Origin of the sequence: Paraburkholderia polaris, from assembly GCF_012927345.1 — a bacterium.
Lineage (GTDB): Bacteria > Pseudomonadota > Gammaproteobacteria > Burkholderiales > Burkholderiaceae > Paraburkholderia > Paraburkholderia polaris.
On the sequence record NZ_JABBGJ010000014.1, the window covers coordinates 1 to 25,057 of the forward strand.

20 protein-coding genes are annotated in these 25,057 nt (G+C 60.8%); 9 read left to right on the forward strand and 11 right to left on the reverse strand.

Annotated elements, in window-relative coordinates:
- Positions 1-223 (forward strand): ATP-binding protein (locus tag HHL24_RS14425; RefSeq protein ID WP_169486137.1); only part of this gene is annotated, 223 nt, incomplete at its 5' end.
- 82 nt (positions 224-305) lie between these two features.
- On the opposite strand, the gene HHL24_RS14430 is transcribed toward HHL24_RS14425, so the two are convergent.
- The 3 genes from HHL24_RS14430 to HHL24_RS14440 all read right to left on the reverse strand — a co-directional run bounded on the left by HHL24_RS14430 (position 306) and on the right by HHL24_RS14440 (position 4,324).
- Positions 306-1,382 (reverse strand): porin, encoded by a 1,077-nt coding sequence (locus tag HHL24_RS14430; protein ID WP_169486138.1) that lies wholly within the window; start codon positions 1,380-1,382, stop codon positions 306-308.
- A 281-nt stretch (positions 1,383-1,663) separates the two neighbouring features.
- A complete protein-coding gene (locus HHL24_RS14435; protein ID WP_230417468.1) occupies positions 1,664-2,488 on the reverse strand; it encodes a YczE/YyaS/YitT family protein in 825 nt (274 codons plus the stop codon).
- Positions 2,489-2,554: 66 nt separating this feature from the next.
- A complete protein-coding gene (locus tag HHL24_RS14440) occupies positions 2,555-4,324 on the reverse strand; it encodes an adenine deaminase C-terminal domain-containing protein (RefSeq protein WP_169486139.1) in 1,770 nt (589 codons plus the stop codon).
- A 255-nt stretch (positions 4,325-4,579) separates the two neighbouring features.
- Here HHL24_RS14440 and HHL24_RS14445 point away from each other — a divergent pair, with 255 nt between their 5' ends.
- Entirely contained in the window at positions 4,580-5,482 is a 903-nt protein-coding gene (locus tag HHL24_RS14445; protein ID WP_169486140.1) for a LysR family transcriptional regulator, read from the forward strand.
- Between the two features lie 159 nt (positions 5,483-5,641).
- Here the strand turns inward: HHL24_RS14445 and HHL24_RS14450 are convergent, their stop codons facing one another.
- Positions 5,642-7,003, reverse strand: a complete 1,362-nt coding sequence (locus HHL24_RS14450; RefSeq protein WP_169486141.1) for a tyrosinase family protein — start codon at positions 7,001-7,003, stop codon at positions 5,642-5,644.
- 497 nt (positions 7,004-7,500) lie between these two features.
- Here HHL24_RS14450 and HHL24_RS14455 point away from each other — a divergent pair, with 497 nt between their 5' ends.
- The 3 genes from HHL24_RS14455 (at position 7,501) to HHL24_RS14465 (ending at position 10,977) form a co-directional block, all read left to right on the forward strand.
- A complete protein-coding gene (locus HHL24_RS14455) occupies positions 7,501-8,706 on the forward strand; it encodes a glycosyltransferase family 4 protein (protein WP_169486271.1) in 1,206 nt (401 codons plus the stop codon).
- A gap of 593 nt (positions 8,707-9,299) precedes the next feature.
- Positions 9,300-9,887, forward strand: a complete 588-nt coding sequence (locus tag HHL24_RS44000) for a hypothetical protein (protein ID WP_230417469.1) — start codon at positions 9,300-9,302, stop codon at positions 9,885-9,887.
- A 256-nt stretch (positions 9,888-10,143) separates the two neighbouring features.
- Positions 10,144-10,977: a hypothetical protein gene (locus HHL24_RS14465; RefSeq protein ID WP_230417470.1), complete on the forward strand. Its 834-nt coding sequence runs from the start codon at positions 10,144-10,146 to the stop codon at positions 10,975-10,977.
- Between the two features lie 40 nt (positions 10,978-11,017).
- Here the strand turns inward: HHL24_RS14465 and HHL24_RS14470 are convergent, their stop codons facing one another.
- Both HHL24_RS14470 and HHL24_RS14475 read right to left on the reverse strand, forming a co-directional pair.
- Positions 11,018-12,097, reverse strand: a complete 1,080-nt coding sequence (locus HHL24_RS14470; RefSeq protein WP_169486272.1) for a glycosyltransferase — start codon at positions 12,095-12,097, stop codon at positions 11,018-11,020.
- Positions 12,097-13,350: an oligosaccharide flippase family protein gene (locus HHL24_RS14475; protein WP_169486144.1), complete on the reverse strand. Its 1,254-nt coding sequence runs from the start codon at positions 13,348-13,350 to the stop codon at positions 12,097-12,099. Before HHL24_RS14475 ends, HHL24_RS14470 begins: the two co-directional genes overlap by 1 nt.
- A gap of 349 nt (positions 13,351-13,699) precedes the next feature.
- Here HHL24_RS14475 and HHL24_RS14480 point away from each other — a divergent pair, with 349 nt between their 5' ends.
- The gene (locus tag HHL24_RS14480) at positions 13,700-14,890 is read left to right on the forward strand and encodes a glycosyltransferase (protein WP_169486145.1); all 1,191 of its coding nucleotides are present in this window, start codon (positions 13,700-13,702) and stop codon (positions 14,888-14,890) included.
- 18 nt (positions 14,891-14,908) lie between these two features.
- Here the strand turns inward: HHL24_RS14480 and HHL24_RS14485 are convergent, their stop codons facing one another.
- Positions 14,909-16,057: an acyltransferase family protein gene (locus HHL24_RS14485; RefSeq protein WP_169486146.1), complete on the reverse strand. Its 1,149-nt coding sequence runs from the start codon at positions 16,055-16,057 to the stop codon at positions 14,909-14,911.
- 282 nt (positions 16,058-16,339) lie between these two features.
- On the opposite strand from HHL24_RS14485, the gene HHL24_RS14490 reads away from it, so the two are divergent.
- Both HHL24_RS14490 and HHL24_RS14495 read left to right on the forward strand, forming a co-directional pair.
- Entirely contained in the window at positions 16,340-17,833 is a 1,494-nt protein-coding gene (locus tag HHL24_RS14490; RefSeq protein WP_169486147.1) for an O-antigen ligase family protein, read from the forward strand.
- Positions 17,830-19,068 (forward strand): glycosyltransferase, encoded by a 1,239-nt coding sequence (locus HHL24_RS14495; protein ID WP_169486148.1) that lies wholly within the window; start codon positions 17,830-17,832, stop codon positions 19,066-19,068. The genes HHL24_RS14490 and HHL24_RS14495 overlap by 4 nt, the downstream gene beginning before the upstream one ends.
- A 41-nt stretch (positions 19,069-19,109) precedes the next feature.
- Here HHL24_RS14495 and HHL24_RS14500 read toward each other — a convergent pair whose 3' ends face one another.
- Positions 19,110-20,852, reverse strand: a complete 1,743-nt coding sequence (locus tag HHL24_RS14500; protein ID WP_169486149.1) for an FAD-dependent oxidoreductase — start codon at positions 20,850-20,852, stop codon at positions 19,110-19,112.
- A gap of 228 nt (positions 20,853-21,080) precedes the next feature.
- Positions 21,081-21,707: an LbetaH domain-containing protein gene (locus tag HHL24_RS14505; RefSeq protein WP_169486273.1), complete on the reverse strand. Its 627-nt coding sequence runs from the start codon at positions 21,705-21,707 to the stop codon at positions 21,081-21,083.
- Positions 21,708-21,883: 176 nt separating this feature from the next.
- Between HHL24_RS14505 and HHL24_RS14510 the strand changes: the two genes are divergently transcribed.
- Positions 21,884-22,381, forward strand: coding sequence for a hypothetical protein (locus tag HHL24_RS14510; RefSeq protein WP_169486150.1), 498 nt, complete (start codon positions 21,884-21,886; stop codon positions 22,379-22,381).
- A 31-nt stretch (positions 22,382-22,412) separates the two neighbouring features.
- Here the strand turns inward: HHL24_RS14510 and HHL24_RS14515 are convergent, their stop codons facing one another.
- Positions 22,413-23,747 carry a glycosyltransferase WbuB gene (locus HHL24_RS14515; RefSeq protein WP_169486151.1) on the reverse strand — a complete coding sequence of 445 codons (1,335 nt, stop codon included), beginning with the start codon at positions 23,745-23,747 and terminating at the stop codon, positions 22,413-22,415.
- A 58-nt stretch (positions 23,748-23,805) separates the two neighbouring features.
- Positions 23,806-24,948: a glycosyltransferase family 4 protein gene (locus HHL24_RS14520; protein WP_169486152.1), complete on the reverse strand. Its 1,143-nt coding sequence runs from the start codon at positions 24,946-24,948 to the stop codon at positions 23,806-23,808.
- Positions 24,949-25,057: the final 109 nt, after the last annotated feature.

The following is a 25,057-nucleotide window of genomic DNA, read 5'->3' on the forward strand; positions in this document are numbered from 1 at the left end:
GCTCAGCAAGCTCTACGAACGAACCAGCATCATCATCACCACCAACCTGAGCTTCGCTGAGTGGGCCAGTGTGTTCGGCGATGCAAAGATGACGACGGCGCTGCTCGACCGGCTCACGCACCACTGCCACATTGTAGAAACAGGCAACGATAGCTATCGTTTCAGAAACAGCACGACACAGCCAAAGAAGGAGAGAAAGAAGACCCAGACACCCACCGAATAACCCGCAAAGCTGGTCCAACGGGTGGGTCAGAATTCAATGCAAATCCCGGGTCAGGATTCCGTGCAAATCAACATCGCTATGCTTAGAACCGTGTGCGAATCCCAACCCCTGTAGTCTCACCGGACGCCACATGCGCAAAATGGTCGTACATATACACGGCATAGAGGTCAGTGCGTTTGGAGAGCGGATAGTCGTATCCCAGCGTTGCTGTCTGACGGGTCTGATCGAGCCCGCCGGAATCGCGCGAATACGCGTACGACGCGAGAATCCTGCTTGTGCCGATAGGAATAGCGACGCCGCCCTCGAACATGTTGACGTGGAAGTCCTTGTTGATCACGTTGTCGTTCGTATAGGTATATTCGCCGTAGAACTTCGCAAAAGAAAATTCATACGCGACGGCAAGTTGGGTCGCGCTCTGACTGTGGAAGCCGGCGATCAGGGAGTTCAGGTCACCCGCGGTAGAGTTAAAGTTCGCGTACTGATAGACGGCGCCGGCGGCAAAAGGGCCGTTCCGATAAGACGCCTGCACGGAATATTGCTTGCTGCCGTTCCCCGAGGCGCTGTCGCCGAAGGCGTACATGGCATGGCCGCTGAATCCGTGCAGATCGGGCGTGGCGTACTGGACAGCATTGCTCCACGCCGTGCCGCCGACAACCCCTTGATCGGTCTTGTACGCCGGATAAGTACCCAGGCCGGCGTAGATTTGCAGGATGGTCGGCGAGAACGTGAATGATGCGTAGAACGGATTGAACTGGCATGCCTGCAAATACAGGAGGCTGCTCTGGCGACCGAGTGTGAACGTGCCCGCCGGGGTAGTGAGGCCCACGTACGCGTTGCGTGAGAAGAACGGATCGCCGTTGAAAGAACCGTACGCGCCATTCTGCGGACGGAAAAAACCTTCTATAGCAAAGATCGCTTTATAGCCGCCACCCAAATCCTCCTGACCGCCGAAACCCCAGAATGAAGTAGACAGCCCACCGCCGCCTTCCTGCCAGCTAGCCGCTTTGCCTGGGTATTTTTGAACGCCGACCCAGGTGTCGACGATACCGTACAACTGCACGCTCGATTGTGCGTGCGCGTGAGCGCTGATCAATACGGGGGCAACGGTCGCGGCGACGCGGCAGATTTTTTTTAGCGTGGCAACGCAAGTACTTTCCATAAGCATAATGTTGTCTCTTTCTCTTTCGAAGGACGAGTGGATGCCGACGTCGTGATCGACGTCTCGGAACCGAGGGGTTAAAGGTGGGCACAGCAAAGATTTGAGGCGTGATTGGGGCCTCGTAATCCGGTCGTCGATTCAACGCGGGAGCGCGCCGTAGGCGACCTGCAGTCGATCACGCGATTAGTGCGTGGCGTCGCTATTTGGCGCGACGCAGGAAAGCAATTCGATTGCCATGTACTCAGCTATTTGGCAGGCGCCTTGCTTCAGAAGCACCGACGTTAATAAGGTCGATGTTCCAACGATCTTCGGTGATAGGAAGCAACGGCAGTTTTGATTTTCTGGAACAGAAAGAAATAGAGCTTGATGTACTGTCCAACCAGAATGGCATTCATAAACGTACCTTCGCGGATGAACTTGGGTCCACCAAGGAGCGTGAAGCCGATTACCGCGCTGATCACCAGAAGCGTGCAGTCAAAGGTCGTCTTGATGTCCCCCCATTTCAATCCCGTACGCTTGAATAGCGTGTTGACGAACATGTCGATTGGCATCAGCACGAGATTCGCACGGATCATCAGGAAGAGGCCGAAGGCGAGCAACGCATCGGCGAAAATCAACAACGAAAGTTTCGGAAAATAGTCCTGAAGCGCGATCGACCTCGTCAACATCAAATTCAGGTCCAGACACGAGGCGAGCACGAACGCCGGAATCAATGAGGCGAAGTTCTTCAGCTTGAAGTCTTTGCGTGCGACCAGATACGTCAGGAACAACATGACCAACTCGAGCATAAAGTTGTAAGTGCCCTGGCTCAGTGGCTTGTACACGAGAGTCATCGTCCGGGTCAGGCTGCTTTGCGGCGAAATGCCTATGCCGGCCCTGATCGCCAGACTGAGACCCAGGGTGAGTACGTAAATGCCAACGACGTAGGTGATCCAGCGCCGTTTCAGGCTACCGGTATCGATAACTTCAGCTTCCCTTGCATGGTGCGCCATGACTTTCCTTGGTTGTCTTCCTGCAATCTTTCGGTGCGGTTCGCGTTCTCGATGATCGGGCATCGCGCTATTGCGAGGCGTAGCGGCATGCCGGAGTGAGTGCGCCGTTTCCATCCTTTGTCTCCATGGCCGGCGGATATTCAGCATACCCGCCGGCAGTCTCCTCCTATCGACCCGGCATCAAGCCATGAAGCCAAAACGGTCGAGCGAGATGAACAAAGTCAACAGCTTGTTGACCACGGGTTCACCCTCATTGCGGTTGCCCATCTCTTCCAGCGCCGCGTCGATAGCGCGTGTCTTCGCAATCAGCTCGGACAGTTCCATATTGGCCATTACGCCGTAGATGTCGAGCGGCAGCACCGCCTTGATCTCCTTGTTATCAGTGACGACGCAACCGCCCGCATACGCGTCGACCTGCTTGAGGCTGTGGCACATTTCCGCGCTGTCCTGGCCGACCGCGACGAAGTAGGCCTTAGGCGCAGGCCAGAACGTCGCCACGGCGCCGCGATCGATGTAGACGCCTTTGAACAGACCGTTGACCACGTGCCGCTTGCCGTTGGCATAGCGCTGCACGACCGAAATACGGTTGAGTTTGACCCCACCGAGCTCGGCGACGACTTTTCCGTCCTGGAACGGCACCCACACTTCCTGGTAGAACTTTTCGTGGCCGCGGCCATAGACGTCGAACAGGTAGACCTTCGCCTGCGTGCCGTCCTCCGAGACCTCCAGCGGGACCAGGTCCAGTTGCGCCGGCGTCAGATCGGCGAGGCCTGGAACCGGCTTTTTCGCCATGCCGGAGTAGTCGATATCGGCCTGCTTCAGCAGTTTGCGATCTTTGGCGACCAGTTCGCCATCCTTGAAAACGAAGCGCGGGTTGATCTTCGACAGGCTGTCGGTCAGCACGATATCGGCAAAGCGGCCCGGGGTCAGCGAACCGAACTTGTTGTCCATCCGGAAAGCGCGCGCCGTGTACAGCGTCGCCATCTTGATCGCCTTGATCGGATCGATGCCCATTTCGGCGCATAGCGACACGATCCAGTCCATGTGGCCCTTGGTCAGCAGGCGATCGACCGAGATATTGTCGGCGCACAGCTGGAAGTTCTCCGCCGGCCAGCGACGCTTGACGATTGCGCGCAGCATGATCTTGATCACTTCGGGGCTGCCCACGCCGAATTTAATTTGCGTCTGAAGGCCGTAGCGGACGCTTTTCTCGATGTCGTCTTCTTTCCAGACGTCGTGGTTGGCGAAGGCGCCGATCGCGGGCATGTAGTTCAACATCATGTCCGTCAGCGTGGTCACGCCCCAGTGCGTATTCATGAAGCCGCCCTTGGCACGGCCCAGCGCTGATTTGCGGAAATCGTCGTCATTGCCCACGCTGTAGGTCAGGTGCGCGAGTTCGCCCAGACCGATCACGGGGTCCATCTTCAGCAGCGCATCGGTGACTTCCACGGAAGTTTTCTTTCCGGGTGCGAATGCATAGACGCGGTACGGCAGACGTTCGTGATTCTTGAACAGTTGCTCGGTGGCGGGTATCGCTTCCGGACCCGCCGCGCTTACAAAGTCAAGGCACTCGGAAAAAATGGTGGTCGTGCCGCAGGGGACGATGGCCTCGGCAAACGCGGCCGGATGGGCCAATTGCGCGTCGAAGTGAACGTGAGCGTCGATCAACCCGGGAATGGCGTAGAGGCCTTCACCATCGAAAATCTCACGTACGCTGATCGCGGATTCGTCAGGATTCAACGCGACGATGCGCTTGTCGTAAACAAGAATGGACCCTTGATAGACGCTTTCGCTGTGCACGTCGAGGATATTCACATTCTTTAGAAGAAGGTCGGCCTCTTTTTTCCCGTTCAGGACGTCGAAAATGGCCTTCACCTGGTCGTAGTGGGCAGCAACCTGGCCACGTTGTACAGATGCTGGGACGTTTCTCTCGCTGACTTCTTGATACATGGTTGTCTCGCTTTCATCATTTAGATTGAGCCTGCTTTTTGCCGCGCCGCAGCGAACCCATTCGTCGGCGTAAGTCCCGAGACAATGTTTGCGGAAAAGCCGGTCAGGAGCGTGCCGATCGACCCTTTGAGATCCGCTCGCCGGCGGCTGCGACTGGTGCAATTAAGACCGAAATGAGCGTTTCTAAAAAGAAGCGTTTTTTGCACGGAGCGTGCACTTTTCGAGTACGCTATCGCGACCAGAAAGGCAGACCACATGCTCCATTCACGCTTACTGCGCTACATCGACGAGGTGGCGCGATCCGGTTCCATCCGTGCTGCGGGTGAAAAGCTGCATATCGCACCGTCTGCGATCAATAAGCACCTGCTGCTCCTCGAAGAGGAGATTGGCGAGCCGCTATTCGATCGCCTGCCGCGCGGGCTGCGGCCTACACCGGCGGGAGAAATCCTGCTCGCGCATGTGCGCAGGACCATGCAGGAATACCGGCAGGTCGAAGCCGAAATACGCGACCTCAAGACGCTGCAGAAAGGCGAGGTCATCATTGCCACGGCAACCGGCCTGGCTAGCGGAATAGTGTCCACCGCGGCGGCGAGTTTCGCCGCGCAGCATCCTCACATAAAGATTTCGATCCGCGTCATGTCCGTGCGCGAGATCCTCGATGCGTTGGTCAACGGTGATGCCGATCTAGGCCTGAGCTTCAACCTGCCGCCGTCGCCGCAACTCGAATGCCTCTGGGAAATGGACACGAGCCTTGGCGCCGTGATGTCGCCGACGCACGCGTTGGCGCGTATGGAGTCCATACCGCTTGCGTATTGCGCTTCTTATCCGCTGATCTTCGCCGACCGATCCATGCTTATTCATGGCATCGTTGCGGATACTTTCGAGGAAGCGGGCCTCAGCGTCGAGCCTGCGTTTCAAACGAATTCGATCGAGGCGATGAAACGCCTGGCGGCCGCGAGCGAAAGCATTGCGTTTCTCAGCAAGTTCGATATCGCGGAGGAGTACCGCCATGAGGTGCTGACTTACCGGCAGATTCGTGACCGTGCGTTCAGCAAGAATGTTCTCTCTCTCGTGCGCCGCGAAAAGCACGGACACGGCCTTGCGAGCTTGCTGCTCGCTGAGGAAATCATGGGTGTATTAGGCGCGATGAGTGGCTGATGCACAGCCGGCACAACGAGGCAGTACGCTCGACACTACACCGAGGTGTATTCGTCACAACGTCCAGATACCATCCGGGCGCTACCGAAGTAACCGCGCTCGCAAGCGCCCGGGGAATCGCAATCGAACTACTGGATCGAAGACGCGCGGCTCGATCCACTATGGCGCATCCGTGCCTAGCTCGATTCGTATCTCCTGAATAGCGATCGCGTTGCCGCTCGGCGAGCCGGCAGAATTGACACGCACGAACGAAACGACGATCTGGGACAGTTTGGTCACGCCTTGCTGCGCCAGCAGATCGGTCACGTCGTAGTCCATCATGTTCATGCCGTGATGTGCCGCGGTCGAAATTTCGAAAGAGCCGAGCGTGCCGACGAAGTGCGGCGCCTCTGCGGCATTCACGTCTCCGGTAGCGGGCAAATTGATATACACGTTGTAGAAGAACCCCCCGGCTTTGGCCGCCTGCGCAAGGGCCAAGCCATCGAGAACGAGCTTCACGTACGGGAACTTCGTGGCCGCCGGGGTCGCGGCCAGTGGGCTCGCAGTTGTTGCCGCTGACGAATTGCCCAGACCCACTGCAGGCGAAGTCGTGAGCACACTCTGCAGCGTGTTCGTGCTGGTTGCCTGAAGCGGAATGGCGGCGCTCAAGGAGTTGTTGCCAAGCGACACGCTCGTCACGCCCCCCAACGACTCGCGCGTGGAGGACACGGTGCGCGGCGGGGTCGTCGTCAATGCGGCTACTGCCGGGCGCGTCTGATTCGGCATGGTCTGTCCTTGCACACGAATAATCCTCCCCTCACGCGTCTGTGGCGGCAATACGGTGGGCATCTTGTCGTTGGCATAGTCGTAGCCCAGCCCCGTCGTCGTGCGCGTACGGGACTTCGTCATTGTCAGACCGCTTGCGTATGTAAAGCTACCGTTCCAGTAACTATTGTTCGCCGCGGGTACCTTGCTCGTCGAGCGCAGCGACCACGCGTTCCACAAGCGGTCGAGGTTGCAATGATGCAAGTAGAAAATCGGATCTATCGGGGCCGTCGTAATGTCGCCCATATCACCGCCGATGGTGTCGTGCACCGCATCATGCGGCACGTTTTCCAGGGAGGTTTCGAATGCATTGCTCAGGCCACGCTGAAAGTTTGTCACGCTGGTTGCGAACGGACTCAGAGAGAGCGCCTGATAGACGTTCGTGTTCACTCGCGAAACGTAGAGTGGATTGCCACTGGCAGTATCCGTGAATTCCGACGGCATGACGGGATACGTGTAGTAATCCCAGTAGGGAAGAATCAGCGCGCTATCGCCGGATACGGTTCGCAACTGCTGCTCGAAATAATAGATATAACCGCGATGCCACGCCAGAAAATAGGGCAGATCGTGAGGGCAATAATTGAGGTGAACGTTGACCCAGTACTGCCAGGACGCTGGCTTGGCGGAATTGGTATTGGCCTTCATCGTTTGAACCGCGTTCAGATACGATGCATAGTGCGGCGTCGTCTTGAACGTTTGCCACTCTAGCCTGATCACGGTGGGCGTCGCTCCGACGCCTAGCCTGGGGAGTGACGCAAGTGCGATTGCCGACGCGGTTCCTTTAACGAACGCGCGCCGCGTGAATGGACCGGAAATCATGGCGACTCCCCTGGCGGTGGGAGAAAAAAGAGGGCAGGCTGTTTCGGGTCCGCCGCATTATCGTTACTTCGAACGACGGACTGGCTGCCTGAAGGGTGTTTGGAAGTATGGACTACTTCCCAAAAGTTTCAACCTGACTTTTAAGGCCTCCGGCATCTTGTGTGCGCTAGCGCACACGCCCTATGAGCCATAGTGATGTAAGCGCGGCCTTCGTCACACGATAGACCTACATGGCACATACGTTCACGGTCTCAAGACTCCGGCCCTCCAAACGAATCCTTACGTATGTGTCCGTGCGCACGGTGTATTTTGCCGCATCGCGCAATATTAACCACCGGACGCCCTGTCGCGCGTTCATGTTGGCCCTAGGTCCGCTGTCAAGAAGGGGGAAGCAGATGAAAGTTGCGATTGTCCATGAGTGGCTCGTCACGCTAGGTGGCTCGGAAAAGGTCCTTCAACAGATCATGGAGTGCTTCCCGCAGGCAGACATCTTTACGCTGATTGATTATCTCGACGATCGCTCGTGGCTAAAGGGCAAGCAGGTCAAAACGTCGTTCATCCAGAACCTGCCGTTTGCACGCAAGCATTACCGCACGTATCTGCCGCTGATGCCGCTTGCCATTGAGCAGTTCGACCTGTCGGCTTACGATCTGATCATTTCGAGCTCCCATGCGGTGGCGAAAGGCGTGCTCAGCGGACCGGACCAGTTGCACATCAGTTATGTGCATTCCCCGATCCGATATGCGTGGGATCTTCAGCATCAGTACCTCAGGGAAGCCGGGCTGACCTCAGGCTTCAAGTCGGCGTTGGCGCGCGTGCTGTTGCACTACATTCGCGGCTGGGACGTTCATTCGGCGAACAGCGTCGACCACTTGATCTCCAACTCCCGCTTTATCGCGCGCAGGATCAAGAAAATCTATGGACGCGATGCCACGGTCATCTATCCGCCCGTCGATGTGAGCGGACTGCCGCTGCATTCCGAGAAGAGCGACTTCTATCTGACGGCTTCACGGATGGTGCCGTACAAGCGGATCGATCTCATCGTCAAGGCGTTTTCGCAAACACCGCAGCGACGGTTGATCGTGATCGGCGACGGCCCGGATATGAAGAAAGTCAAGGCGGCCTGCGGGCCCAACGTGCAGATCCTCGGCTATCAGTCATTCGAAGTGTTGCGCGATCACCTGCAAAGAGCAAAGGCCTTCGTCTTTGCGGCTGAAGAGGACTTCGGCATCTCCGTAGTCGAGGCGCAGGCGTGCGGAACACCAGTCATTGCGTTCGGAAAGGGCGGCGCCCTCGAGTCGGTCGTGGGTTTCCCGAAAGAGCATCCAACCGGTGTCTTCTTCCGTGAGCAGACCACGGCCTCCCTTTTGGAAGCAGTCGATTGCTTCGAAAACAACGCAGGGCTTTTTGAGCCTTACCACTGTCGAAAAAAGGCTGAGCAGTTCTCGACCGAGCACTTCAAGAAGTCGTTTCGAGCATATGTCGAGATGCGACTTGCCTGCTTTCGCCTGGAATTGCGCGAGTCCGAACAATCATTGCGAGTCGACGAGCCTCAAATCGCTCAAGAGTGGCCAAACGCGGCGAGCGCGTCACACGAATAGCACAGCACGTCGCGCCCGCGCATCGATTGCGCCGCACGCTTGCGCAGGCAACGCACATGACCCAACGCATTCGCGCGAAAGCGTCCGGCACGTCAGGAACATGTCACGATGGCGCGCGATTGTCGACGTGGCGCACGCTGCTGACAATCGACGAACTACAGGTCGACGCTACCGATGTGGCCACTCAGGAAGCTCGGAAGATCGGTCCAACTTTCTGTTTTTAGCCCACTGCGACTCCGGTTTTTGCTGCCCGGCCGCATGAAAAAGCCCCTCGTCAGAACGCTGCAGGCAATTGAACCTCATTGAAAACGCGGACTTGTCGGCCGCGACGCCCGGCGCGTAGCGGCCAGGGAATTCCCTACGCTTTCGCGCCGTTTTCCGCCTTTTCACGCTGAGGTGTCGTGATTCGACTGCAGGATGGCGTTTTCTCGCGCTATGCAGTGCATTTCGAAGACAATGCACAGTGTTACGCTGAAAAAAGGAGCCTTCGCGGCATTGAGCCGCCGTTCAGCGGCAAAATTAACAGCCACGAGAACATACCGCGAAGCGCCATTGCCGGCGAACGGCGAAACATCGCTGCGGGAGCGACTGCGATGGGACTCAAAACATATATAGCATTGACGGCATGGGTGTTTAGCAGTGCTGCCTTCGCATGGCAGCCGGTCACCTATCCAGTCCGAAGTCAAAGTGGTTATCAGCAGAGCATCGACAGAGCGATGTGCTATGCCACGGCGAACCGAGAGACCAAGGTCAACATGGCGCACGAATCGCAGCTTCCGCCGCGCCAACCTAAGGCAACCAAAACCTCGGCCACCGGCGTTTCGTCGCGGCCACCCCTGCCTCCCAGCAGCTTTTCGGCAAGCCCGCCTGGCGCGAGCATGCCTGCTGCCGCCACTGCGCCTGCTGCAAGCGGGCCCGCTGTGAACACGGCAACCAACGCGGCAGCGACGAAGGCAGCAAGCGCACCCGCGGCAACGGCGGCAGCCGCATCGGCATCAGCGGGTTCGGCGCCCATCGCGGATAACGGCGCTTCGGAAACAGCGGCAAGCGGCGCAGCGCAGACGACAGCAGCGTCCAACGTGAAGCTGCCGCCACTGCCTGCGCCTGAGCCACCAATGACCCGGTATTGGGCCTCGTATGGCGCGTGCATGCAAGCGCGGGGTTACGTCGTCATGCAGTAACCCCGATTGCAGGCCCGTCGCCGTGCCGTGCATTTTTTGATTTTGGCGCCGCCTTTTGACGCCCGTTTTCGACATGGCAATGCTTAGCGACATTACAACCGATGAGCACGATTCCCCCCAATGCGGGCACTGCGGTGCGCCGCTAGCCGGTCGCTTTACGCCCTGTCCTTCATGCAATGCGCGCCCGCCCGGTTCACTGGGCGCGCGCGCCGCACCTCCGCCGCCCCTGAAGGTCCCGCTGGCTGACAGCCAGTCGATGTTTGAGCCGCAGCTGCCGGTGCGCAAGATCTGGAGGCCAACCTCGCGAGCCCTCATCGATCCGTACTATGTCGCCGATGAGCCGCAACTCGCCGTGCCGGTCACCCAGAAACTGCGCCGTCCGCTCGTGATGGGCATGTCATTGGTCGTGGTCACATCTGCTGTGTACCTGGGCTTCATCCATTCTAACGACGGGGAAATCGGTCCCCCTATCGCGGTATCCGGCAAAGTGACGACCCAGAACGTCAAGCCGCCCGTTGTCCTCGCTCAGCGGTCCGCGCCTGTTTACGCCGCACAGCGGCCTGCGCCTGTGGCAGTCGCTCCACGCACTGCGCCCGTGCGCTCCCCACCTATCCCGCCACCGGCTGAGGCGCCACCGGCTTCGCGTCGTGTGGCGCTCGCATCGTCCGGCTCGAAACGCAACCCCGGCACCCCGCCGGACAAACCTCGCGTGGATATTTCGAAACAGCTCAGAGCCGCCCGAGCCAATCTGCAGCAGAACAATTTGTCGGCCACAAAGGCACGCCTCGCGGCGGCCATCGCCGCACAGCCGGATAACCGCGACGCGCTGAACATGCGCACGACGCTCGCCGAGCGCGAGCAGCAGCGCGACGCGCTGCTGAGCCTGGCCCGAGGCTGCGGCTATATCGCGCGATGGGGATGCACCTGGCACAACGCCGCCAACGCGCTGCAGGTCGATTCGAGCAGCAAGGAAGCACAGAACCTCGTCTCACTTGCAATGCGCGAGTCCGAACTCGCGAGCGCGTGGCCAACGGCACCCGCGCCCGAGACGACGCCCGACGAACGCAGCCCCACCATCAGCCATCATTGAACGTGACGTGCCACGGTGCAGCCTGCACGGCCAGAGTGAACTAACGCGCCGACGCGGCCAGATGACTGCTGACCTGTTGCGCGATCGCCCGATAGCGAGCCGCCGTATCCCTGAGCGTCAGACCGGCTAGCGAGCGTTGCGCCCGCGCGTGTCCTAGCGCCGCGACAATGGCATCCGCATAGCACGGCACATTGTCCGTATCGACCAACTGCACGCCGGCAAATCCGCTCGCAAACGCAAACGCTGGAATCTTGCTCGCCACAATCGGGATACCGGAGGCCAGCGCTTCGAGAAACGCGACGCTATGCCCCTCGGAACGCGAGGGCATGACGAACACGTTCGACTCCGACAGCACGCTCGCCACGTCAGTGCGTGGCCCGGCCACCACCACATGGTCCGCGAGCCCCAACTCTCGCACGAGGCGGATAACGGTGCGCTGGTAATCCGGATCTTCGACCACACCGTGCAGCACGAGGCGCGCGTCTGTCACCTGCTCGAGCACCTGGCCGAAGGCGCGCACCGTCAGAAGCTGATTTTTCACCGATGCATACCGACCGATCTGCACGACCTGAGGCGCCCGGTCGCTATGCCCGGCACCGTCGGTGAACGCGAAGCGCCCGAGGTCGACACCGTTAGGCACCACGGTCATCGAAGGATGCGGCCCGATGGCTTGCACGTAGTCGGTCACGCCTTGCTGGGATACGCCGATTACCACGCGGGCACGTCTCGACAGGATGTGCTCGACGCGCCGGAACAGCGGTCTCTCGAAGTCGTTGGTCGCCGAATGCATGACGTAGACGACCGGCACGCGCAGCGGCAAAGCGCGCGCATAAAACGAAGGAATCGTGGCGTGCGCGAAAATCACGTCCGGGCGAAATCGCCGCACCGCGAAGAACAGATTCCACAGTTTGCCGGCGAAGCGGTGGCGCCGCGGCGGAAACCAGCACTGCACTCCTTGCTTCTGCAGCTCGTCCTGTAAGGGCAAGAATTCGGCATGCACGGGTAACAACGAGGCCACGCAGACTGCCATGCCTTCAGCGCTCTGATCGATAGCGAGATCCTTCGCGAGGACTTCGGCGCCCGACAACCGCGGCGCCAGGACCAGATGTAAAACGCGCATCATGGCGTCCTTGCAGTCAGCGTCCTGAACAGCATCCACGCCGCAGCACAGCCAAGTCCAAGGGTCATGGACCAGGCAATGCCCGTCACACCCCACCAATGAACCGCCGGAGGCACGCTGACCAGCAGCACAACGACCTGAATCAGCGACGCGTGCACGGTCGCCTTCGCGTCACCCACCGCGCGCAGATAAGCAACTAGCACGGCGATCAACGCGCCGATCGCCATATTGATCACCAGAATTCTGAATAGCGGCACCGCAGGCAACCAGGCCGCGCCGAGAATCAGCGAGAAGAGCGGCTCGGCGATCAGCCTCAACACCTCGACGAAGACCGCCAGCCCGATCGCGATCACGAGGAGATAGATCTTGATGAGCCGCGATGCCGACTGCGGACTCCGGCGATGACGCGCTGCAAAGGTGGGGAACAGGTATTGCGACATGGCGATCGCGGCATCGGCAAGCAGCATCTGCGCGAGCCGCGACGACATCTGATAGCCGCCGAGTTGCGCCGGGCCGAGCAGTTTGCCGACCACAACCTTGTCGAACTGGTTGAGCAGCAGATTGACCACACTGCTCGCCCAGATCCAGCGGCTGAAGCCCACGTAATGACCGATGCCCGACCAGACGGCGCGGATCGGCGGACGCGGTTTCATCGTCGACCAGGTCAGGATGCTTTTCAGGCTTTCGCCGGCCACGAGGCCAATCAGCACCGAGGCCGCACCGGCGCCGAAATACGCGAGACCTAGCCCGACTGAACAATCGACACATGCCGCCGCAATCTCAACGCCGGCAATATGCTGGAAGCGCCGTTCGCGCTGCACGAGGTAGTACGTGGGCGATGCCAGACCGCGCAATAGCGGCAGCAGCGCGGCAAGCTGAATCAGCACCAGTGAGCCGTTCAGATGAAACTGGCTGCTCAGCAATGGTGCGAGCGCGACCAGCAGCAGCGAGATAAGCACACCGCGCGCCGTCAGCGTCGTCCACACCGCGCCGAGTTGCGAACGCGTCGGCGAATGTTCGCCTTGAATGACCGCTTGCGCGAGACCCGTGTCCGACAACGCCTCGGCGATCGCGACCGCGAGCAAGGCCACGCTCACGCTGCCGATCGCAGCCGGCCCGAGCATCCGGCCAATCGCCAGAAACTTGATTGCTACAAGTCCACGCACAGCGAACTGCTGCAACAGCACCCACGTCGCCGCACTCGCGCCGAAGCTGGCCGCTATCGAGACCGCCGGAAGCCTGATCGCCCGCAAGCTGTATCTCCGTCGAATCGGAACGCCGTTGAATCGGCCACCCACAGCGATTCAATGCATCGCTGCGAAACGCCGCCGGCGCATAAATAGTTAGGTCGCACCAGCAAGCTGGCGAGCTTTTTCATCGAACGCTATATACGACCTTACCGCGAGAGAATCGGCAACAACCGCCATCAGCTAGGCCCGTTCAGCCGAACCCATTGCGTGCTGGTACGTTGACCCACAGAACGGGTCAAATAGACGGGTCCACTCACGCTGCCGATGCTAACGTTGATCAATTAGCGCCACCGGATAGCCGCGCGACGATGTTTTTCCACAACGCGTTCGACCACTGAGGCCCACTGAATCGATGGAACAAGATTACGTCCTGATCGTGGAACCCAACCTCACAGGCCATCGCTGGCGCTATGTCGAGTGGACCATGCAGGCCTGCACGGAAGCCGGCTATCCGTGCATCCTCGCGACGGAATCCGCCAACGAAGACCATCGGCTCGCCAGACAAATCGTCGCCGCAAACCGTGCGGATCTACAGATCGCATTCGTCGACCCCGAGGAACGGCCACGCGGGCTGCTGCGCCAGTCGAACCAATACTCGAGCTTTCACCGCTATTTCAAGCGTGTGCATCGAGTCGTCAGCCACGCGCAGCCGATCAGGCTGGTGGTCGTGCCCTATGTCGATTACTTCCTCTATGGATTGCCGTTTCTCGGTTCGCCTTTTCGCAAGACACCGTGGATCGGCATCACGATGCGTTCGACTTTCCATCATCACAAGGTCGGCATCAAGTCGCCTGATCGACCGATCGTGAATGCGATCAAGGCACTCCTTTTCAAGCGCGCGATCCAGACCCCCGGCTTGCGCACGCTGCTGACGATCGACCCGACTCTGCCGGAGTGGGCGGCGCGCAGCGCCTCGAAGCGCAGTGCGGCTATCGCCTACGTAGCGGACCCGTTTCCCGACGAGCATGCGGAAGACCCTGTGCTGGCTCGCGAGCGGCTCGGACTGGACCCCACGCAGCGTTATCTGCTGGTGTACGGCGCGATCACCGAACGCAAAGGGATCTACGAACTCGTCCACGCGTTGACCCGTCTGGAACATGCGCCCACGCTGATCGTCGCGGGTGAGCAGGACGCGGGCACACGCCATTTCATGCGCAATCATGTGCGCAGCCTCACGCCCGCGCCGCTGGTACTCGACTCGTTCATTGCGAACGACGTCGAGCGCGATCTGTTCTCCGCCTGTGACGCAGTCTGGCTAGGCTACAAGGGACACTACGGAATGAGCGGCGTGCTGGTGCAGGCGTACCGCTTCGGCAAGCCCGTAATCGCAACGGAAGACGGTTTGATCGGCTGGTTCAGCCGGCGCTGCGAACTGGGGCCGATTCTGAGCGACCTGAGTTCCGCCTCGATCGGCCGTGCGATCACCGAAACGATGACCTCCTGGCCGCACGCGCCGCAAGCCGTGCCGGCGGCAGGCGAAGATCTGCTGTCGCGGCACACGCTCGGACAATTCAAACAGACCTTGCTTCAGCAGATGGCCTGATCCGGTGATGGTAGAAGGTCAGGACAACTGGCCGCCCGCGACAGGCACTTCCTCGCGCACCGAACTGTTGCGCTTGGCCGGAAACAGCGCGTTGCGCATCAGCAGGAACGGATACTCGATCGCGCGCGTCGTCACATAGCCGATCGCAATCGCGAAGGCGAACTGCGCCACGAGCGCCACAATCCAGATCACGCTCGGTGCAAGACCCATGGCGGTCGCTTTGCGAATCAGCATGTCGCCTGGGGCAAGCGCAAGCGAATGCCACAGGTAAATGCCGTACGAATAGAGACCGATCCAAGCAACCCCGCGATACACCCACGACGAACGCAGCGATCCGGAATACTCCAACACGAACACAATCAGCGCGGCGAAGCCGAGCGCCTGAATCGTATAACCAATGCTTTCGTCGAGCGCGATGTGTTTCGTCGCAAGAGCGAGCCACGCGCACAGCACCACGATGCAGGCGATCAGCAGCCACTTGCGCTTTGCGATCTGATGATAGACGCCCGGTTTCATCCAGTAGATCGCGGACAGAATCACACCGACCAGCAAACTGTCGATGCGATATTGCGTGTACGCGAAAGCCCCTTCCAGGTTGCCGCCCGCCACCTCGAAGCAACGCGCGGTGAGCACCACCGCGCAGATTCCGGTCAGCACACCGACAATCGTCCATGCACCGAGGCGCCAGCGCGCGAACAGCAACAGCAGTGCCGGCAGGACGAGATAAAAGTGTTCTTCGACCGCGAGACTCCAGGTCTGGGTAATCGAGGTGCCCAGATAGTTCTGCAGGTGGGTCAGGTTCTGAATCAGAAACGTATTCCACGGATGGCGCCCGGCCAGCACATGAAATGCGATCAGCACGTAATACGCAGGCCAGATACGGAAAATCCGCCGGACGATAAAGCGCTTTGCGTCGACGTTGCCTGTTTCGGCGTACTGTCGAAGCAGCAGGCCGCCGACCAGAAAGCCGCTCAGCGTAAAGAACAGATTGACGCCTTCGCGCCCGAAACTCTTCAGGGGGTACTCGATGATCTGGATCAGGAAGTTGTCGGTATGAACGGCATGAAAGTGAAATCCCATCACCATGATAATGGCGATGCCGCGCACGAAATCCAGTTCGATGGCCCGTCCGGCTGTTACGGATCTCGCCCCGCCGAATAATTTCATGTTGTTCTCCCCTGTCACCATTCGTGGGCGCATGGCCCTTTTTGCATCTTCGGTGGCGGCAAGCGTGCGTGTGCGCCAACTTCAAGGCATTGCCCGACAACCTGAGCAAGTGTGCGCGAGTCTTGCAGGGACCGCCCTTGCCACGGTCGCCAGAACCCAGGCAATGGGCGACGAAAGCGGGTGCGCGGAATTTGCACGCGGCGATATTCCCGCACAATGACCCGATGCGAGACCGTCCGCTAAAGACTGACGGCGGATCGACGGCACGGGGAGGAATCAGCAATGCGCCACCAGTATGCGACGCTCTGGATATGGTTTTTTCTGTTACCGCTTGCACTCGACTATAAAGCGACCGACGCCAACGTAGTCCACTTCGCGCAGTCCGGATTGGTGATCCCGGTAGTCGCCGCGGGACTCGCCCTCGTGCTGATTGCGCCACGCTTTCACGACCGCTCGCGGTTGCGCTCGATCGTCACTTTCAGCGTGTTGCTGAGCGTGCTCGGCAGCATCGTCGCCCAGTTCGTCCAGGATAACGACACCGGCAATTATCTGCGCGTTCTACTACCGTTCACGCTATTTGCGCTGGGCTACCTCGTGGCCTGCCGCCCGTGGAGCGAATACAGAATCTCGCAGTTCGAGAAAGCGCTGTTCTTCGCCAACGTGATCTGTCTCGTGTTTACCTTCGTCTATGGCATGGCGACGGGCGGCGATCTCGACGACGTCCGCTTCCGCATCATCTCCGTGACGCTGCTCGGATTGCAAGGCGTGCTCCTGCACGAATTCATCGTCGCCAAGCGCTTTTCCTTTTTCACCATCGCTGTGTTCGCCGGCAGTGTGATCGTCGAGTTGCTGAGCGTCACGCGCAGTTTGCTGGTCGGCACCGTATTGCTGTTTCTGGTCGCCATGGCGCTGTCCGCGCCGTCGATCCGCCAGGTCTGGCGCGTGGCCGCCCGTACTTTGATTGTCGGCGCTGTGCTGGCCGGCGTGGCCGGCATCGCGGCGCTGAGCATGCCGACGGTCGCCGAGCACTGGACGCAGCGCATTTTCGCGTCGGAGGAAACCGTCACTGGCAAGGACCCGACTACCATCACCCGCCTCGCCGAGATGCGCGATCAGTACGACCAGGTGACGGCGTCGCCGGAAACGCTGCTGTTCGGCGCAGGCTACGGCCACTACTATCGCTATTCCCCCGCCTACCTGCCGGACCTCGCCGGCCAGATCAGCGAGAAAGACTTCTACGCGATCAACGAATGGGCCGCGGGTCACAACTTCTGGGTCTATCAATTCTTCGCGGGCGGACTGCTGTTCGGCATCGCCATGCCTTTGGCGACCCTGGCCGCCCTCGCGATCTGCTTCTTCTCCTACCGCCACTGGCGCTCGGTGGTTCCCGACGCGCCCATGCTTCCGGTGCTGGGACGCGCCATTATGCTGTTTGCCGCGCTGCCGGCCACATCGATCGGCGGCAATCCACTCGGGCCACGTTTCTCAGGACTGGTATTCGGCGTCGCCCTCGGCCTGATGATCGCCACGCACGCACGATTGCAGCGCGCGCTGCCGGCGCGGGTGAAGCGCGCGCCGACTTCACCGCATGTGCGTCCGGCCGCGATGCCTGAATTGCCGGGCAGAATCCAGCCCGGCATGGGCCGCGCCGATCTCGCGACGACCCTAGGCATGTCGCGCTCGGCAACCGCCGCCCCCGGCTCCAGCCAGTTCGGCGCCCTCGTACCGCGCACCACGTCGACGCGAAGCGCCAACCGACCGAATAACGTCCGATGAAAATCCTCCATCTGCTTGCCAGCATCGATCCGCGCGCCGGCGGCCCGGTTGAAGGTGTTCGCCGCAGCGGCGTGGCGATGCAGGACGCGGGTCACGAGATCGAAGTGGCCACCTGCGATGCCCCCGGCGACGCCTATCTCGCGGCCTTTCCGTTTCCGGTCCATGCGTTCGGCCCTGTCAACAGCCGCTACAGCTATAGCGCGCAGCTCGCGCCGTGGCTTGCCGCCAACGCGAACCGGTTCGACGCGGTCATCGTGCATGGCTTGTGGCAGTACCACGGCTTTGCGGCATGGAAAGCGCTGCGCCGAAGCAACGTGCCCTACTACGTGTACGTGCACGGCATGCTCGACCCGTGGTTCAAGCAGGCGTACCCGCTCAAGCATCTGAAGAAGTGGCTGTACTGGCCGTGGGCCGAATACCGGGTACTGCGCGACGCACGCGCCGTCATCTTTACGACCGAAGAAGAGCGCACACGCGCGCGTCAATCGTTCTGGCTATACCGGGCACATGAGCGGATCGTGCCGTACGGCACGACCGTGCCACCGCTTGAAGCCGCACCCTTGCGCGAAGCGTTCCTGCAAGCCGTGCCCGGCCTGCGTGGCAAACGCATCGTGCTGTTTCTCGGCCGCGTGCACGCAAAGAAAGGCTGCGATCTGCTGATCGACGCGTTCGCGCGCGTCGCCAGCCGCGATCAGTCGTTGCATCTCATGATCGCGGGTCCCGACGAGAGCGGCTGGGTGGCCGATCTGCGCGCCCAGGCTCAGGCGGCCGGCATCGCACACCGCATCAGTCTGCCGGGCATGCTGCAGGGCGATCTCAAGTGGGGCGCGTTTCATGGAAGCGACGTGTTCGTTCTGCCCTCGCATCAGGAGAACTTCGGCGTGGCGGTTGCTGAGGCGCTCGGCTGCGGACTGCCGGTGCTAATCTCCGACAAGGTCAACGTGTGGCGCGAGATCGAAGCGGACGGCGCGGGGATGGTCGCCGCCGACACGGTCGACGGTACGGAAAAAAATCTTGTGCGCTGGCTCGAACTCGACGACACCGCTCGCGCCGACATGCGCGCCCGGGCGGCCCGCACGTTCGAAGCCCGCTTCCGGATCGAAACCATGGTCAGCGCGTTGACTGCTCTGCTGGAAACGAAGGGTGGTACCGTCGAAACGCGTGAAAACACGCTCACCACGCTGCGTGAGGTCACGCAACCAGGCACGCAACCGAGCACTCAACCGAGCCGGTGACAGCCCGCCGCCACGCGCGCACCGTCATCCGTCGTTCTTCTTCACTGCTCCTTCATCAACGGTGTCAAGGTCGAGGCTGCGATCGGCAGGGTTTCGACTTGAGGCTGCTGCGTCGGCATCGACATCATGGAACTGTTGGCGGCGTCGCCCCGCGTATCGCCGACGATATCCGGCACATCGAGTTGCCGCACCAGGTGCCCCGCGAGACGTAGCGAAAGCGCGGCGATCGTGATGGTCGGAAAGTTGGCGCCGACAGTCGGAAACACCGAGCTGCCCGCCACATAGAGATTGCTCATCCCATGCACCTTGCAATCGCGATCGACCACGCCTTCACGTGGCGAATCGTGCATGCGCGTGGTGCCCATGTGGTGCCACGTGCCCTCCAGCTTCGCCGGCCAGGGCCGGCCTTCGAGCGGCGTGTCGAGTTCGACGTCCGCGATACCGGCCATCTGCAACTCCTGCGCAAGCAACGCAAACGTTGTGTCGAAGGTGCGCTGCACCTGCTCGCCCAGCCGCCACTCCACCTTGACGCGCGGCATGCCGAACCGGTCCCGCTTATCGGCCGACAACGTGACCCGGCTATCGGGATCGGGCACGGCTTCGACGATTGCCTGCAACGTCACGTCGGTGATCAGCGCGGGCCATTGCAGGAGCCGCGTCAACCCGTAGCCCACGGTGTGCAACGGGTGCGCGATCATCGTCGCGATATCGGTTTTCAGGCTGCGGCCCGGCTGGTCCTTCTGCAGCAACGCTTCCTTGCAGTGGATCAGCGCCTCGGACCCTGCGGTGCCTTCACCGTACCAGCGCGAATAGAGCCACACGCGCGAATTCAGCAGCTTCTCGCGCTCCATCAGCTCCTGTTTCGGTGCGAACTGTGAGGATATCTTCGTGCCGTGCGCAGACACTGCGGCATTCTGATAGTGATACTTGATGTCATACAGTTTGTTGCGAGCATTGCCCGGACGAAAGCGCACCTTTCCGCACATCATCCGCGGATGATCCATGAAATAGCGCCCCACCAGATCATTGGCATTGCCGAGGCCCGCCGCCTGCACGTTGTTCGAGGCAAGCAGGAGACGCGCGTTCTCGATGCCGCCCGTGGCCAGCACGAAAATCCTGGCGGTCACCGTCATCTTGCGTCCACTGATGGTCGCCACCTGGAGCCGCGAAATGGACGTGCCCTGGGCATCAGCGTCGATATTCTGCACATTCGCATGCAGGAACACGCGCACCCGCGTCGAACGCGACAGCTCGTCGCGATAAGCCTTGCCGAAACGCACAGGGGGGCTGAACTGCGCGACGGTATCGCGCATATCGCCGGTCGCGAGCGGTATGCGGCGCACGTCATGGCGTCCGATCTCGCGCTCCCAGTAGGCAGGGTCGAAATTCAGCGGGCCGAGCTTCAGCAGTTCGTGGGTACGCGCGTAGTACGGCGCCAGTTCTTCGAGACCGAACGGCCAGCCGCTATGCGGGATCCAGTCGCGCTTCTCGAAGTCCCACGGATCGAGCGGACGGCACCAGCCGCCCCAGCAGTTGCTGCTGCCGCCGAAGTAGCGGCTACGCGAGCCGTCCGCGAAAGAATAGGGAAGCCCAACGTTCTCGCCGCGATAGAGGTCACGGGTTTCGTCATCAGGCCCAAAGCCCCCGCTCTCGAGCATGCAGGTGTCGACCCCGGCCCTCGACATCTCCAGCGCAAGCGTAATGCCGGCGACACCTCCGCCGATGATGCAAACCGTCGTTTCAATGACCGCGTTGTGTTGAACAGTGCGAGTATCGATAAACATCCCTACTCCCATCTTCTTCATGCATTTCTGAGTGCGTCAATCCGGCTACTCATCCAACCGGGGCTGGCAAGCAAACCACGCACACGTCGTTGCCAAACACATCATCGGCGTCGCCGCGGGTGTCGATCAAAGGCATCGATCGACAATCCCATTGCGGCCGCCGACATTCCGGCTTGTCAACGACCTGGCCTCCTCAGCTTATAAACGCTGCGGTTTTCTATCTGTGCTTCAGGTCACGGAATCGAAACGGTTCCGGATAAAACGGCATGGATTGCCGCCATACACGCCCTCTGGATCGAGCGAACGATGCACGACTGACAACGGCGTCACCACCGCCGACCGGCCGATCGTCACCCCCATCTGCACAACACATTTCGACGTGATCCAGACGCCGTCCTCGATAACGATCGGCGCCACGCGCAGATCCATCGTAGTGCTCATGTCGTGAGAGCCTGCGCTCAGGAACGTACCCTGAGAAATGCAGACATTCGACCCGATGCGGATCAACGCCTGGTTGTAAATCCAGACGTCGACGCCGAACCAGCAGTTATTGCCCACTTCCAGATTCCACGGCGACTTCACACGCAATGGATGCACGAAACGGCAACCCGTGCCGACCTTCGCGCCGAACAGACGTAGTAGCGCTACCCGGACCGACGAGAGAGGCAGCAGCTTGTTGTTGATCACACAGGCTTCAACGACAAACCAGATGAACTCGATCAGGACACCGCGCTTTGCGCGATAGTTTCCCTTTCCAGCCTGACTCAGATCGATGACGCGGCCGTTCGCGCGAACGCCTTCGGCTTCGGCTTCCGGCATACGCCCGATTTGCGGATCGTCGGCAACGTGACCCATCATTTTTCTCCGGACCACAAACGGGAATCAACATACCCACACATCGTTCTTACATTATGTTTCGAGTCCTTACTGAACCTGGCTTCATGGCTGTCCGGGCAAGCGTTTTGGCGGCTACACGCGTACTGGTTGGCGCACGATAGCTCTATTGCGACCGCAACTCCCTGGGGCATACGATGACCATCTCGTTTCGGCATACAACTACCTCGCTGCTTCTCGCCATCGCTACGTGTGCCGCACCGGCGATCGCGCAGAATGCAGCACCCGCGCCCGCTGCGCCGGCCCTTGCCGCTACGGCTGCGACCAGCTACGGCGTCCCCACCGCAGCAGCGCCCGCCAACCCGGGTGCCGCGCATCGCAACAGCGAAGCACAGTTGCTCGGCGCCCCACGCGAATACGGCTCGCCAGACGCACAGCAAGGCAATACGGCCGACGCCCAGCAGGCAGCGCTGCTCGACGAACAACGCATGACGGTGTTGGGCGGCCAAGGCGCGCAGCCGGCGGTGGGCAAAGGCCAGCGCAACAAGGCGCAGGCCGCAGCCAACGGCAAGGTACGCGTGGCCGGCCAGCCAGGCGATCCGAATGCGGCCCTGATGCCCGAAGGCGCAGCGAAAACCACTTACGCCGATCCGTACGATCCGGGCAAGCACGCCGTCTACAAGTCCCCGTGGTGATATCGCATTCATGAGATGGCCGCGTGCCGGATCAATCCGGCGCGGCTTCCTCCGTGGTAGCTGGCTTTTGCTGCCGGACCGCGGCGGGTGAGGACTTGGGGCCACCGAAATACGGTGCCTCCACCTTTGCGCGCTTGCCACGTGACTCACGAACCAGCGTCGCGAGCCGTTCCTCGAAGGTGCCAATTGTCGACTCTGGCGATAGCGCGCGCTCCGCATAATCGCGTGCGGCCTTGCCGAGCGCCGCGCGGCCTTCGGGATCGCTTGCCAATACCGTGATCGCCGCCGCCAAAGCTTTGACGTCGTCTGGCGGCACGACCACGCCGCGCGACGACACCACGTCGTAGAGACCCGTGCCGGGCCGCGCCATGGCTACCACAGCACGCCCGCTTGCGAACATGCCGGTGAGCTTCGAAGGCATTACCAGATCCGCGGCATCGCCGCGTTGCGGCAGAACATGGATGTCGGCGAGATTGAGCAGTTCGTTCAGCTGTTCGGCCGGTTGCAGCGGAATGAAAACGCAATTCGTCAATCCGGCGCAGCGCTCGAGCAAACTCGCTTTCGCGGCGCCGCTGCCGCAGAAAACGAAGGTGATATCGGCACGCGCGGCAAGCGATGCCGCCGCATCGGCGAGCGTTTCGATGCCCTGCTTCGCGCCCATGTTGCCCGAGTACAGCACCACCTTGTGGTCAACCGGAATGCTCAGCAGACGCCGGTAGTCGCTCGCGCGCGAAAGCGGAAAGATGGTCGACACATCGACCCAATTGGGCAGGCACACGACCCGCGAAGGCTCGACCCCCTTGACCACCGCACGCGCACTCATCTGCGGCGTAATCGACGACACCGTATCGAAGCGCCGCAGCAGCGTGCTTTCGATCCAACGCGCCACGCGGGCTGCCCGCGTACTTTTCAGAAGTCCCAGATCGAACGCCGCATCGACCTCGAAGTCCTGAATATGCAGCCAGGCGCTCGTGCGCGCGATACGCGCGAGCGCCAGCGCGCCAGGCGCGCACATCAGGGTTGGCGCGATCAGCGTCACCGTATCGGGGCGCCACAGCACCTGACGGGCGAGCAGCGGCAACGAGCTCGCCGCAAAGCTCGCCAGATGCAACATCCGCTTCAGGCCGCTGGGACGTGCCGGCACCCACAGCGGCGCGCGCCAGATCGTCACGCCGTCGCGCATCTCGCGCTGATACCGCCAGGACACATAGCCCGCAGCAACGTGCCACTCGGGGTAATAGGGTGGCGCGCACACCACGCGAACCTCGTGACCACGGCTGGCCAGAAGCACAGCCATTTCCGCCGTGTACTTCCCCACTCCTGTCAGTTCAGGCGCGTAATTGAGGCCGTAGATCAGGATCTTCATTGTGGCTGCCAGAACGTGTTAGAGCTTATTTGCATGTACGACGGCGCCGCACGGCGCGTCAATCGCTCAGCATCAGCGCGCAGCCACGAGCGATATTGGCGGCGGCAGAAGGCGGATCGAAACGGCGAATCACATCCATGCAACGGCGCGCCGTGCCGCCCGCGTCGGCGAAAGCCTCCGTCGCCTTGAGCATCGTGCGCTGCAGTCCGGCGACATCGCCCGCCGTGAACGCATAGCCGCTCACGCCGTCGATCACCAGCTCCGGCACACAGCCGCAACTCTCGCTGACCACCGCCGGGCAGCCATGCGCAAGCGCCTCGTTGACGACGAGTCCCCACGGCTCGCTGTAGCTCGGCAGCACCATGCAGGTCGCACCGTAATATTCCCGGGTGAGCGGCTCGTCCTGCAAACTGCCGGCGAAGGTCACCGCGTCGCCCAGTTCGAGGTCAGCCACCTTCGCGTGCAGCGCGTCCGCCATCGGCCCCGTGCCGACAATGCGTAACTTCGCCGCTGGAATACGGCGCCGCAAGCCGGCGAACGCCTCGATCAGCGTGCCGATACCCTTCTCTTCTGAAAGACGGCCGACGTAGAGAAAAATTGGAGCGTTGCCGACGCGTGCCGCAATCCGCTCGACCAGCGCGCGCTCCGGCGAAAACGATCCAGGCAATGCGGCGGCCTGACACGGCACAAAAATCTTGTCGCGCTTCGCGCCGAGTGACAACAGATACTCGCGGCTGCGCTCGCCGAAACCGAAATAGCCGTCGCAGAGCGAGAAGAACACGCGCTTCGGAATCGACGTAAGCAGTTTCTTCGGTCGGTCGCGCGCGGTCGAATCGCAGAACACCGCGCGCCGCTTGCCGGTCACGATGCACGCCGCCAGCATTGCCCAGTATTCCGGACGGTGGTAGCCCGGCAGAACGATCAGATCCGACTTGGTCCGCAACACTTCCCACGTGAGCCGCGCGATCATCTTCATCGTCGGCACATCTTCGTAGCAACCGTCGAACAGCTTCTGCATCGGGTAGCGATGGTACGAATAGTCCACATCCGAAAAGCCGACACGGTCGTGCTCGGTATCCGCAATCTGCACCATCGAGTAGCGAATCGCTCCGGATGACGAAATGTTATGCAAGGCGGAGAACACGACACCTTTGTGGCGCGACCACACGACGTTGTGGAAGATCGTGACTGACGCTGTCATTTTTATGCCACTCCTCGAAAAATCGTCCCTGTGTGCGTTGCACGCTATTCGTGCGCAACGCCTCACGCGCGCCCTCAATTCCGGAACCGAGCTCAACGGCCTTTCAGTG